11 protein-coding genes are annotated in these 13,168 nt (G+C 61.6%); 7 read left to right on the top strand and 4 right to left on the bottom strand.

The window, feature by feature from the left end; translation table 11 throughout:
* Positions 1-45: 45 nt before the first annotated feature.
* The 6 genes from AACY42_RS01590 to AACY42_RS01615 all read left to right on the top strand — a co-directional run bounded on the left by AACY42_RS01590 (position 46) and on the right by AACY42_RS01615 (position 7,526).
* Entirely contained in the window at positions 46-543 is a 498-nt protein-coding gene (locus AACY42_RS01590; RefSeq protein ID WP_339475640.1) for a CS1 type fimbrial major subunit, read from the top strand.
* Positions 544-615: 72 nt separating this feature from the next.
* Positions 616-3,303 (top strand): TcfC E-set like domain-containing protein, encoded by a 2,688-nt coding sequence (locus tag AACY42_RS01595; RefSeq protein ID WP_339475643.1) that lies wholly within the window; start codon positions 616-618, stop codon positions 3,301-3,303.
* Entirely contained in the window at positions 3,300-4,463 is a 1,164-nt protein-coding gene (locus AACY42_RS01600) for a CfaE/CblD family pilus tip adhesin (RefSeq protein WP_339475645.1), read from the top strand. Before AACY42_RS01595 ends, AACY42_RS01600 begins: the two co-directional genes overlap by 4 nt.
* Before the next feature lie 295 nt (positions 4,464-4,758).
* Positions 4,759-6,078, top strand: a complete 1,320-nt coding sequence (locus AACY42_RS01605; protein ID WP_339475647.1) for an MFS transporter — start codon at positions 4,759-4,761, stop codon at positions 6,076-6,078.
* Between the two features lie 301 nt (positions 6,079-6,379).
* Positions 6,380-6,634 carry a hypothetical protein gene (locus AACY42_RS01610; protein ID WP_339475649.1) on the top strand — a complete coding sequence of 85 codons (255 nt, stop codon included), beginning with the start codon at positions 6,380-6,382 and terminating at the stop codon, positions 6,632-6,634.
* Between the two features lie 271 nt (positions 6,635-6,905).
* The gene (locus AACY42_RS01615; RefSeq protein ID WP_339475652.1) at positions 6,906-7,526 is read left to right on the top strand and encodes a flavin reductase family protein; all 621 of its coding nucleotides are present in this window, start codon (positions 6,906-6,908) and stop codon (positions 7,524-7,526) included.
* Positions 7,527-7,564: 38 nt separating this feature from the next.
* Here AACY42_RS01615 and AACY42_RS01620 read toward each other — a convergent pair whose 3' ends face one another.
* Positions 7,565-7,810: a hypothetical protein gene (locus AACY42_RS01620; RefSeq protein WP_339475726.1), complete on the bottom strand. Its 246-nt coding sequence runs from the start codon at positions 7,808-7,810 to the stop codon at positions 7,565-7,567.
* Positions 7,811-7,853: 43 nt separating this feature from the next.
* Complete coding sequence (locus AACY42_RS01625) at positions 7,854-8,207, bottom strand: putative quinol monooxygenase (RefSeq protein WP_339471127.1); 354 nt, start codon at positions 8,205-8,207, stop codon at positions 7,854-7,856.
* A 328-nt stretch (positions 8,208-8,535) separates the two neighbouring features.
* Between AACY42_RS01625 and AACY42_RS01630 the strand changes: the two genes are divergently transcribed.
* The gene (locus AACY42_RS01630) at positions 8,536-9,465 is read left to right on the top strand and encodes an AraC family transcriptional regulator (RefSeq protein WP_339475654.1); all 930 of its coding nucleotides are present in this window, start codon (positions 8,536-8,538) and stop codon (positions 9,463-9,465) included.
* A 131-nt stretch (positions 9,466-9,596) separates the two neighbouring features.
* Here the strand turns inward: AACY42_RS01630 and AACY42_RS01635 are convergent, their stop codons facing one another.
* Together AACY42_RS01635 and metE are read right to left on the bottom strand one after the other, a co-directional pair.
* Positions 9,597-10,616, bottom strand: a complete 1,020-nt coding sequence (locus AACY42_RS01635) for an alpha/beta fold hydrolase (protein WP_339475656.1) — start codon at positions 10,614-10,616, stop codon at positions 9,597-9,599.
* Between the two features lie 204 nt (positions 10,617-10,820).
* Positions 10,821-13,133, bottom strand: a complete 2,313-nt coding sequence (gene metE / locus AACY42_RS01640; protein ID WP_339475659.1) for a 5-methyltetrahydropteroyltriglutamate--homocysteine S-methyltransferase — start codon at positions 13,131-13,133, stop codon at positions 10,821-10,823.
* Positions 13,134-13,168: the final 35 nt, after the last annotated feature.

The raw sequence follows: 13,168 nt of genomic DNA on the forward strand, positions 1-13,168 counted from the left end.
CACGGGGTCAGGCCCCCGTTCACCCATAGCAAAAGAGGAAAACCCATGAAACTGATGAAGTTCGCACCCTTGGCCCTGCTCGCCCTGACCTCGCTGCCCGCCATGGCAGTAGACAAGAGCATCATGGTCTTTGCCGATGTCGACCCGACGCTGGAAATCCTCCAGTCCGATGGCAGCCCGCTGCCACCGTCCATGGAAATGGCGTATCTGCCGGGTGCTGGCCTGCGGCCAACCAGCCTGAGTACGCGGATCTACAGCAATGACACAAACAAAGACATGACCTTGCGACTGATCACCAGTCCAGTCCTGGCCAACATGACCAACCCCGCCGCCGCGGCCGTTCCCCTGAGCGTGAACTACGGCGGTCGGGCGCTCAATACCACCGGTGTCACGTTACCCGCCGCCGACCTGTTCCCAGGTGGCGACCCTACCAGCGGCTCGATCGAGCAAATGCTGGAAATCCGCCAGAGCACTGCTGGCGTAATCGCCAACGCCGGTCGCTACGAAGGCATGGTCAGCCTGGTATTGACCCAGCAGCCTTAAGTATCGCCGGTTCGTCCCCAGAAGGGAGGTGCGGCGCCGCCGTACTTCCCTTTTCCTCCGTCAAGGCTCTGTATGAAACGCCACTTCACCGTACTCTCCATCACCCTGTCCTGGGCGCTGGCCGATGCCGTATCGGTCGCATCCACCGATCTGCCCCAGGTGCCGGCCGGTTTCGAAGCCCTGGTTGAAGGTCAGGTGGAACAACTTGAACTCCACCTGCTCAATCGCATCCTGGGCCTGCATCCTGTGATGGTGCGCCCCGGCCGTATCGAATTCCAACAACCCGAGCGAATCGCGGCGCTGCTGATCGAGGCCGGTGCCTCGGCCTCCGCCCAGGACCTGCAATCGTTGCTGTCTGAACCGTTGCCAAGCAACAGCCAGTTGGCCTGCTCCTATGGCCTGGCCAGCGAAGCGAGTTGCGGTTACCTGGAAACCGACGCGGTGGCGGTAATTCTCGACGCGGCCGGCGCGCGCCTGCAGATCCTCATGCGCAAGGACTGGCTGCCGGCCAACGATGCGGCGGCGCTGCGCTTGCATACACCCACCGAGGCCCAGAACGCCCTGGTCCATCGGCAAAACATCAACATCGCCCAGGCCGACAGCTACCGCGCCTTGGGTACCAGCGGCCTCGGTGCACTGGGCCTGGGCGAAACCAGCCACCTGGGCTTCACCTGGAACTACCAGGCCTACCAGAACAAGCGCAGCAGCGAAAGCAACCTGGAGTTCAACAACATCTACTACCGGCAGGACTTCGATCGTGAACACTACGCCCAGGCCGGGCGCATGGACATGAGCAACCTGTCCAGCGCCGAAGGCGGCAATTTCAGCTTCAGCCTGTTGCCCCTGGGCCGGATCGATGGCGCCCGTGTCGGTACCACCCTGGCTTACCTCAACCGCGACGTCGTTGGGCAAGGCACGCCGATTTCCCTGATCCTGACCCAGCGCTCGCGCGTCGATGCGTTCCGTGGCGAAGAACTGCTGTCCACCTCCTACCTGGACGCCGGCGTGCAGAACGTCGACACCCGGACCTTCCCCAACGGCAGCTATCCGGTGACCCTGCGGGTCATCGAAAACGGCCAGGTGACCCGCACCGAAACCGTGCCCTTCAGCCGCACCGACGGCAACGGCCTTGGGGACGACACTGTGCAATGGTTCTTGCAAGGCGGGCGCACGGCGGAACATTCGTTGTATGAGCAGGCCCCCTCCGCCGTAGCCCAGACCGGCCTGCGCATTCCGTTGCGTGATGACCTGGCGTTCACCAGCGCCATCACTTCGCTGGACTCGGCGTTCTACAACGAGAGCCGCCTGGATTGGGCCGGCACGCTGGGCGCCAGCAACTGGTCGTTATCGGGCGCCGTCCTGGCCGGCAACGATGGCGCGAGCGGTAATAGCCAGCAAATGACCTTCACCCACGGGATCTCCTGGAACCTGTATCGCTACTCGCTGCGCAGCCCGTCCTGCGAACACAACACCCGCGCCTACCAGCAGAGCGGCTGCAACGAAACCTTGATGGCCAGCGCTTCCCTGCCGCTGGCTGGCGGCACCCTCAGTGCCGGCTACACCTACAATCGCTATGCTCAGGTGAATCCGTTCTCCTACTGGAACGACTCTCCCGACGAAGACGACCCGACCCGCGACCTGACGACTTCCACCTGGGCCCGGACCCTGCAATTGGGCTTCTCCCGCAGCCATGTCCTGGGGCCGTTCCATCTCATTCATCGGGTAGGCGCCTTCCGCAATGCAAGCGGCAACCGCGACACCGACCATGGCGTGTACCTGAGCCTGAACCTGTCCCACAACGAGCGCTCGAATACCGGCGGCTATCGCCAAAGCAACATCGGCGTGGACATGCGTCGCGAACAGAATGCCCGTGACAGCCTGCGCACCGGCCTGGGCCACACCCGCGCCTGGGACAACGAACAGGGCAGGAATGAAGTGAACACCGGGGTCGGCTACGATGACCTGGGACGCTGGGACGCGGAAGTCGGCGGGCGGATCGAACGTAACTGGGGCGAAACCAGCCTGACGGTGGCCCAGCGCGGCGGGGACCAGCAAGACTCGCGGCCAAGCCTGAGCGGCAATCACTCCTCCTCTCTGGCGCTGGGGCGCGAAGGTTTCTTCTGGGGCCAAGGCCAAGGCGGTACAGGGCCAGGGGCCGCGGTGGGCATCGTCGCGGCACCAGTGGAAAACGCCACCGGGGCGGCCGCCAAGATCAGTGGCGGCTACGGCGCCCAGACCAGCATCGGCTTTGGTGAAAAGCGCCTGATTCCGGTCAACGGCTTCGAAGCCACCCAAACCCGCATCAGCGACGCCGATGCCTCGCGCCAGAACCTCAGTTCAGTGAACGTCGGCAACGGCAGCCGCGAGTGGTTCCTGCAACCGGGCAAGCTGGCCGTGCAACGGATCGAGTCCAGCGTCAGCTACACCTACGTCGGGCGCCTGGTGAATGCCCAGGGTGAACCGCTGGCACAGGCGGCGATCCTTAATGCGGCGATGCTCGAGACCGGCGAGGACGGCAGCTTCGTTGTCGACCTCAATCATCATCCCGAACCTTTGTTCGCCCTGGACCTCAACGGCGTGCACGCCTGCGCGATACAAACCCGGGCCGCCCACAGCAGCCTGCGGCGGGTTGGCACGCTCACCTGCCAGAGCACCACTATGGACGCATTGCCGAAAGAGCTGCACGACCCCGGTCGCCTGGAACGCTGGACTGCCCGTCGCAATGCCGCGTTATCGCCAGACAAGAGAAACCAACCATGAACCTGTCTTCATACCTCCATCGCCGGATACGCCAGGTATGCACCTTGCTCTGCAGTGCGGTTGCACTCGTGACGCTGCCTGCCCCAGCCCAGAATAACGTTGACCCGAGCGATTATTATCAGCGTGAAGAGTTGAGCTTTGACCGTGCCGCGCCCGCCAGCGACCATTACTTATGGACACGCAAGATGCACGGCTATAGCGACACCAACTTCAACTACCGTCAGATGCTCTTTGTCTGCCTCTCGTCCAGCGATCCGAAAAACGGGGCCTGCCCGACCTCAAACTCGGGGAATGCAGGCATCAGTTCCATATCACTTCGGTTCACCGAACGACGCAGTCGCCTTTCTCAGGTGCTGGTTGTTCGAGGATACATGGAGCGGTACTTCACAAACTCGGGATGCTTCACCACCGGATGGGGAACCCGCCAGCACCACCTGACCAGCAACAACCATCAGGTGTGCGGAGACCAGATCAGCCCTCGGGGCAGTGCCTCCACCATCTGGATACCGCAATCGGAACTGGCCAGACTGCCATCGGGAGGAGTCTGGACCGCACAGCTGATACTCAAACTGAAAACATACGCCAGCCAACCTATCGGGGCAGCCAACACCTACACCGTGGACTTCAAGCTGGACGTCACCGACCACAACAACATGCAGATCTACCTGCCCGCCTACGGTGTCAGTACTCCACTGGTGGACCTGAACCTGCGCACACGCCCCTTGAGCAACGGCCCGGGTGGCATCGTCTCCGGCCAAACCGTCGTCGACGCCTGTCTCTACGATGGCTACAACGCCAACAGCCAGCGCTACGAAATCCGCGTCACCGGCACCAACCCCGTACCGGGCATGGATGGGCGCTTCTTCGTCCACCATGCCTCCGGCGGCATCGGCGAGCGCAACCGCATCGAGTACAAGGTCCGCACCCGCACCGCCAACCTGGGGGAGACCCAGCACGTGTCCGGGCAACCGGTGAGTTTTACCGGCATCAACAACGCCGACATCCGCGCCGTGCGCCTGCCCAACGTGCCCTTCCCGGTGGTGTGCACGCCCTGGCCGATCACCTTGCAGACCCCGGCCTTCAACCAGATCGACAAAAACACCGGGCAGTACCGGGGCGAGTTGAAGCTGGAGTTCACGCCCTCGACGTCTTCGCCCTGAGGCTTTGTAGCGCCTGAACCGGCGCCATCGCGAGCAGCTCCCACAATGGTTCGTACATACAGGTCCAAATGTGGGAGCGAGCCTGCTCGCGATGAGGCCCGCACAGACATCGAACTTCCCACTGCATAAGCGGATTCCCGCCCACTTCACCAGCCACAATGAGCGGATTTTTGCCTACGCGACACCACCAACCCCTCTAAACCGGCCTTCTAGCACCTGGCACAGCTCCTGCTATAGCCCTGTCAGGCTGCGTTCCCACGCGCTCCACAAAAACAATTAAACGAAGGATCCTTCAATGGACAACTCCAACGCCCTGCCCATTGGGTCGGCTGCCGTGCCCGCCCGTGAAAGAACCACCGCCAGCCGGATCAAATCGATCTTCAGCGGCTCGGTCGGCAACATGGTCGAGTGGTATGACTGGTACGTCTACGCCGCGTTCTCGTTGTACTTCGCCAAAGTATTTTTCCCGGCCGGGTCATCCACGGCACAACTGATGAAAACCGCCGCGATCTTCGCCGTGGGCTTTTTGATGCGCCCGATCGGTGGCTGGCTGATGGGCCTGTACGCTGACCGTGCTGGCCGCAAGGCGGCACTGATGGCCTCGGTGTACCTGATGTGCTTCGGTTCACTGATCATCGCCCTGAGCCCCAGCTACGAAACCATCGGCGTCGGCGCGCCGATCCTGCTGGTGGTGGCCCGCTTGCTCCAGGGCCTGTCGGTGGGCGGCGAATACGGCACCTCGGCAACCTACTTGAGCGAAATGGCTACAAAGGAACGTCGCGGTTTCTTCTCCAGCTTTCAATACGTGACCCTGATCTCCGGCCAACTCATCGCTTTGGGCGTGTTGATCGTGCTGCAACGGTTTCTCACCACCGAAGAGCTGTACGCCTGGGGCTGGCGCATCCCGTTTGCCATCGGCGCGCTGTGTGCGATCGTGGCGCTGTACCTGCGTCGCGGCATGGAAGAAACCGAGTCGTTCACCAAGAAGGAAAAAGCCAAGGAAAGCGCGATGCGCACCTTGATGCGCCACCCCAAGGAACTGTTGACCGTGGTCGGCCTGACCATGGGCGGCACCCTGGCGTTCTACACCTACACCACCTACATGCAGAAATACCTGGTGAACACCGTCGGCATGAGCATCTCCGACTCCACCACTATTTCCGCCGCCACACTGTTCCTGTTCATGTGCCTGCAACCGGTGATCGGCGGGCTTTCGGACAAGATCGGGCGCCGGCCGATCCTGATCGCCTTCGGCATCCTGGGCACGCTGTGCACCGTGCCGATCCTCACTGCCCTGCACTCCATCCAGACCTGGTGGGGCGCGTTCTTCCTGATCATGGCCGCGCTGATCATCGTCAGCGGCTACACCTCGATCAACGCCGTGGTGAAAGCCGAGTTGTTCCCCACCGAAATCCGCGCCCTGGGCGTCGGCCTGCCCTATGCGCTGACCGTATCGATCTTCGGCGGCACCGCTGAATACATCGCCCTGTGGTTCAAGAGCATCGGTATGGAAACCGGCTACTACTGGTACGTGACGGCCTGCATCGCCGTGTCGCTGCTGGTGTACATCACCATGAAAGACACCCGCAAGCACTCGCGGATTGTCACCGACTGATATCCCAGTCGGACAAATAAAAGGGGCGGACCTGAACAGGTTCGCCCCTTTTTCGTTTCCTTGTCCCTAAAGAATTATCCGACATTAATCGCTGGTTAATGCCTGCCCTCCACTCCCACTCTCAACCAAACGCAATCCGGTGCCTGGGTGATGAGACTTTTCGCCTGCCCTGTGACGATCGCAAACACATCTATTTAGTCGATTCATTTAAGCGTTTTTTTGCACTTTTTAATCAAATTAACAAGCGTAATATGAATTCCACACCCAAGGCACTTAACGCCAACCACTCTGGAGCACGACCATGAAAACCAAACTGATCCTTGCCCTGACCTTGTCCGTACTGGCTGCCAACACCTTCGCCGCCGATGGCTTCGACCGCACCAGTTCGGCCATTGCCGCTGACGGTTACGACCGCACAACCACTGCCACTGTTGCTGCTGATGGTTTCGACCGCACTAACGGCGCCACCGTCGCCGAAGATGGTTTCGATCGCACTGGCGGCGCCACCGTTGCTGAAGATGGCTTCGATCGCACTAACACTGCTGCCATCAGCTAATCCGAGAACGACACCCTCACAGCCCGGCTTCGGCCGGGCTTAGTTATTGATGGGAGATGGAAAAAGGAAGACCACCGCTGGTTTTGTTATCGCCACTCACCACATTGCGGGCTTGCTCGCGAAGACAGTGTGTCAGTCGACATCTATGTGTCTGAACCTGCCCATTCGCGAGCAAGCCCACTCCCAGAGGGTCCCTGGGTACTGACAAAAACAGTGGGGCCCTGCACTATCTTCACTCCCTTGAAACTCCACCGCAGGACCTTCTTCAGCCATGCCCGATGACATCCATTTCTACGAACCCGCCAACGGCCACGGCCTGCCCCACGACCCGTTCAACGCCATTGTTGGCCCGCGCCCCATTGGCTGGATTTCGTCCCAGGATGCCGAAGGCCACCTGAACCTGGCACCCTACAGTTTCTTCAACGCCTTCAACTACATTCCGCCGATCATCGGATTCTCCAGCGTCGGGCGCAAAGACAGCCTGAACAACATCGAACAGACCGGCGAATTCGCCTGGAACCTGGCCACGCGCCCCCTGGCCGAGCAGATGAACCAGAGCTGCGCGATGGCCGCGCCAGAGGTCAATGAGTTCGAACTGGCGGGTTTGACGACGGCGTCGTCACGGGTAATCCAAGTTCCGCGCGTCGCCGAAAGCCCGGTGTCCTTCGAATGCAAGGTCACGCAGATCATTCAACTGCAGCGCGCGGATAAAGGGCTGGTACCGAGCTGGCTGATTCTCGGCGAAGTGGTCGCCGTGCATATCGCCAAGTGGCTGCTCAAGGATGGGGTATACGACACCGCCGCCGCCGAGCCGATCTTGCGCGGTGGCGGGCCGGCGGACTATTTCCAGTTGGGGCCTGAGGCGTTGTTCAAGATGCATCGCCCTCGATAGAGGCTTGCACGGTGGGAGCAAGCCTTGCTCCCACAGCGTTAATCTCGTGAGCTCCAGAGCAACCCGCCCTCGTCGTCGACACCCTTGAGGTGGGTCAGTTGCAGGGCTGCCGCTTCATCGGCTTTGACAGCGGTCTCGAAGGCCTGGTCTTCAAGGATCTTGTTGAAGCGCGGCGCACCTGAGCCGCCGATGGCCTTGGTGGCAATGGCGGCATGGTAACCGCCGCCTTCCTTGGGAACGACAGCGGAAACAGCTTCAAAGGTTTCAAAGGCTTTACGTGCCATGTCTTGTGCATCCTGGCGGTGGAAAATGACGCTCATTAAACCTTCATCCAGCCAGTTTGTGTACCTGCGCCCGACACCCTTCGGTCGCGTCGGCAGCAGAAACTTCCCTGAAGGTGTGGAAATCCAGGCTGCTGACCACCAGGTCCTGCACCAGCTCGGCGAAAATCGCCATGGCCGGTGAATTGAAGTAGGCGTCCATCGATGGCTGATTGACCCAGAGCCCGGACACCAGCCACAAATCAGCGTCGCATTGCGATTGCTGCAAAGCAAAGTGCAAGCAACCGGGGGCCTGGCGCGAGGGCGCGATCAGCGTACTCAGGCGCGCCCCCAGTTGCCTGGAGCAACCGCCGCGGGCACGGACGAAAGCCATGTGGCTGACGGGGATCTGTGTCGTCATGTTCAACCCTCCCAGGTCATCCGTTGTGCAGCCGGGGACAGGCTGCGACAGGATCAAAGGTTAAGCGCCACGACGCCAGCTTCGTTAGTCAATTCCTGCCGACCCATTGCACAATCCTGCACATCGGCGCCATAGAATTCGCCATCGCACCGATTGAAACCCGGGAAGTTGAAACAAAAGGTTTCAAGCAAGTTTCGGCAACGTTGCACCGTCATAGCCCCTTGCGCCGTGCAGGATCAGGCAAGCTTTCAACAGGATGTTGCTATCGCTGCGCCTTGCACAAACATAAGCTTTGGTTCATCGCTCCCTATCGCCTGAGGATCCCGGCATGTCGCCACTTGACCACGCCCATGTCCCGCTGGACACGCACTTGGAACAACAGCGCGCCGAATTGGCGTCGATCATCGACCGCAACACCAGCGAAGACGGCAGCTACGCCACGGCCATCGGCTCGCTGAACCTGTCGCGCCACAGCAAGTCTCAAAAGTTCGCCCCGGTGCTGGCCCAACCGGCGCTGTGCATCATGGCCCAGGGCAGCAAACAGGTGCGCCTGGCGGATGAGTACTTCAACTACGACCCGCTCCATTACCTGGTGGTCTCGGTGTCGATGCCGTTGAGTGGCTGCATCGCTGACGTTTCGCCGCAAGAGCCGATCCTCGCCCTGCGCCTGGACATCGACCCGGCGGAAATCACCGCACTGATCGCCGACGCCGGCCCCCTGAGTGTTCCGACCCAACCCGCCGGACGGGGGCTGTATGTCGAACGCCTGGACACGCCGACGCTCGACGCCGTGCTGCGCCTGGCGCGCTTGCTGGACAGCCCGAAAGACATCGCCATGCTTGCGCCCCTGGTGCGCCGGGAGATTCTGTACCGCCTGCTGCGCAGTCCCCAGGGTTATCGGCTGTACGAAATCGCCATCGCCAACAGTCAGAGCCATCGCATCAGCCAGGCGATCAAATGGCTCAACGGCCATTTCGAACAGCCGCTGCGCATCGATGACCTGGCCCGGGAGGTGAACCTCAGTGTCTCGACCCTGCATCACCGCTTCAAGGCCATGACCGCCATGAGCCCGCTGCAATACCAGAAGCAACTGCGCCTGCAAGAGGCCCGACGGCTGATGCTCGCCGAAGGGCTGGAGGCCTCGGCGGCGGGGTATCGCGTGGGTTATGAAAGCCCTTCGCAATTCAGCCGCGAGTACAGCCGGTTGTTCGGCGCGCCGCCGCTGCGGGATCTAGCGCGGTTGCGGATGACCGTTTGACCCAGAGTTTGTGTTGATTGGAACGACCCCTGTGGGAACAAGGCTCGCCCGCGATGAAGGCGACGCGGTCTTCCAGAGATCGAGGTGGCTGTTTCGCGAGCAAGCTTTGCTCCCCCTCGCCACAGGAAACGCTAGAGCAGGTTAGGCGCCTGCACCGGTTCGATCTGCGCCCAGTGCGACGGGTCTTCGCGGTGCTGCTGCAGATACGGCAGCACGGCCGCCAGCAACGGGGCCTTGAATGCCTCCTGGAAACGATGGGCCAGGCCCGGGATCAACTTCAATTGGCTACCTTGGATGTGCGCCGCCAGATGCACGCCATGCATCACCGGTAGCAAAGGGTCGGCGGTGCCGTGGACCACCAGGGTCGGCACCCGCAGTTGATTGAGCAGCGCCACGCGACTCGGTTCGGCCATGATCGCCATGATCTGGCGCTTCACGCCTTCGGGGTTGAAGGCCCGGTCATAGGCCACGGCGGCCTGATGCAGCAATGCCTGGCGATCATCCGCCACCATCGGGCTGCCCAACGCGGCCAGCAGATCGGCCTGCTGCTGCAGGGCCGCTTCGCGATTCGGCGCACCGCGCCGCGACAGCAACTGCACCAGCGCGGCGCTGGGTGCGGGCAAGCCTTCGGCACTGGAACTGCTCATGATCAGCGTCAGACTTTCGACTCGCTGCGGCGCCATGGCGGCCATGTGCTGGGCGATCATCCCGCCCATGCTCACGCCCAACACGTGGAAGCTCTGCACCTGCAAGGCATCCATCAACCCCAGCCCATCATCGGCCATGTCGGTCAAGGTATAAGGCGCGGCCACGGGCAAGCCGAGTTTGTAGCGCAACGCTTCAAAGGTCAGGTTGGCGCTGCCGGGGGCCTGGCGCCAGGTGGACAGACCAACGTCGCGGTTGTCGTAGCGAATCACCCGGAACCCCTGCTCGCACAGGGCGACCACCACTTCGTCCGGCCAATGGATCAATTGCCCACCCAGGCCCATCACCAGCAACAGCGCCGGATCCGAAGCACGGCCAACGCTCTGGTAGGCCAGACTCACCTGATCCAGATCGACCCGTTGGGTCGCAACATTGATGTCACACCGCAAAGCCGCCATCGACGGCAGGCCGAAAAACAACGCGGCCAGGAAAATGAATACACGCATGAAGAAACACCGAAACGCAGAACCCCAGTAGAGCGCGAGTCTGATGAAGTTTGTTCAAGCGCGCTGCCACAGTTGCGTGACAGTTTGATGAAGATTGCGTAGGAGCTGCCCAAGGCTGCGATCTTTTGACCTTGATCTGCTGTTTTTTCACTCTTGACTCAATTGCCAGGGAAAAGATCGCAGCCTCGCTTCGCTCGACAGCTTCTATGCCAGTTGGCTACGCAACTGCCGCGCCGCCGCCACCATGTTCACCAGTGCCGCTTCCGTTTCCGGCCAGCCCCGGGTTTTCAACCCGCAGTCGGGGTTGATCCACAGCCGCTCGGCGGCGATCCGTTTTACCGCCTTGCTCATCAGCGCAACCATCTCAGCCGTATCCGGCACCCGTGGCGAGTGAATGTCGTAGACACCGGGGCCGATGTCGTTCGGGTAGTCGAACGCCTCGAACGCTTCCAGCAACTCCATGTCCGAACGCGAGGTCTCGATGGTGATGACATCGGCGTCCATGTCAGCGATGGCCTTGATCACATCATTGAATTCGCTGTAGCACATGTGGGTATGGATCTGGGTTTCATCAGCCACCCCCGACGCGCACAAACGGAACGCGTCAACCGCCCAATCCAAGTACTCCTGCCACTGCCCGCGACGCAGCGGCAACCCTTCGCGGAACGCCGCCTCGTCAATCTGCACAATCTTGATCCCGGCCTTTTCCAGGTCCAGCACTTCGTCCCGCAGGGCCAGGGCCAGTTGTTGGGCCTGGACCTGGCGCGACACGTCTTCGCGGGGGAACGACCACATCAGCATGGTCACGGGACCGGTGAGCATGCCTTTCATGACTTTGTCGGTCAGGCTCTGCGCATAGCGGATCCAGTCGACGGTCATGGCACTCGGCCGACTGATGTCGCCATAAATGATCGCCGGCTTCACACAACGCGAACCGTAGCTCTGCACCCAGCCGAAACGGGTGAAGACGTAGCCGTCCAGTTGCTCGGCGAAGTATTCCACCATGTCGTTGCGCTCGGCTTCACCGTGCACCAGCACGTCCAGGCCCAGGCGTTCCTGGATCTGCACGGCATGGCGGATCTCGGTGTGCATGGCGTCCTGATAGTCGTTGGCTGACAATTTTCCTTGCTTGTAGGCCTGGCGTGCCAGGCGAATGGCCGCCGTCTGCGGGAAAGATCCGATGGTGGTGGTGGGAAAGGTCGGTAACGCCAGACGTGCACGCTGCAGCTCGATGCGCTTGGCAAACGGCGAACGCCGCTGGCTGTCCTGTGGCCCGATTGCCGCCAAACGTGCCTGGACCGCGGTTTTGTGAATGCGCGTCGAGCTGGCACGACGGGCCTGCACCTCGCGGCTGTCGGCCAAGGCCTGTTGCACAGCGGGCGCCAGGGGATCGTTCAAGGCATCGCGCAGCACCGCGACCTCGCCGCACTTCTGCACCGCAAAGGCGAGCCAGCTCTTGAGTTCGGGATCGAGCCGGTCTTCGCGCTCCAGGTCCACCGGGCTGTGCAGCAGCGAGCACGAGGTGCTGACCCAGAGGTTGTCGCCAAAGCGCTCCTGGGCCGGTTGCAGCTGCGCCAGCGCCTGTTCCAGTTCGCAGCGCCAGACGTTGCGGCCATTGACCAGGCCCACCGAAAGAATCTTGTAGGTCGGCAGGCGGTCCAGCACCTGGCCCAGTTGTTCCGGGTCGCGCACCGCGTCAATGTGCAAGCCGTCCACCGGCAGGCTCACCGCCAGGCCGAGGTTGTCTTGCAGACCACTGAAATAGGTGGCCACGAGTTTTTTCAATGGCGAGTACTGGAGGATGTGATAAGCCCGCTCGAAAGCGCTCTTCCAGGCCTGAGGCAGGTCGAGGGTGAGGATCGGTTCGTCGATCTGCACCCACTCCACCCCCTGAGCCTTGAGGCGGTTGAGGATTTCGCCGTAGACCGGCAGCAAGCGCTCCAGCAGGCCGAGCTTGTCAAACGCCTCGCCCTTGGCCTTGCCCAGCCACAAGTAGGTCAACGGACCGATGATCACCGGTTTGACCTGATGACCCAAGGCATGGGCCTCGTCCACTTCGTCGAACAACTGCTCCCAGCTCAGGGCGAAGGTCTGGTCGGCGGAAAACTCCGGGACCAGGTAGTGGTAGTTGGTGTCGAACCACTTGGTCAGCTCCTGGGCATATTGCGCCTGGCCGTGGTCGGTGCCGCAGCAACTGGCCGTGGCGCCACGGGCCATGGCGAACAGGGTGTCGAGGGTCGGCCGGCCCTGGGCATTCAAGGTGCTGTGGAAACGCTGTGGGACGGCGCCCAGGGTCAAGGAGTGGCTGAGCACTTGGTCGTACCAGGCAAAATCGCCGACCGGCAGCAGGTCAATGCCGGCGTCTTTCTGCAATTGCCAGTGCCGGGCCCGCAGTTCGCGCCCCACTGCCTGCAACGCAGCCGGGGCCAGGTCACCCTTCCAGTGAGCTTCGAGGGCTTTTTTCAGTTCGCGGTCGGCGCCGATGCGGGGAAAACCGAGGGTGTGGGCCAGAGCCATGGTGTGCGTCCTCCTGTAAAAGATGGTGCCATTGT

The sequence above is a fragment of the Pseudomonas sp. RL_5y_Pfl2_73 genome, assembly GCF_963970515.1.
Taxonomy (GTDB): domain Bacteria; phylum Pseudomonadota; class Gammaproteobacteria; order Pseudomonadales; family Pseudomonadaceae; genus Aquipseudomonas.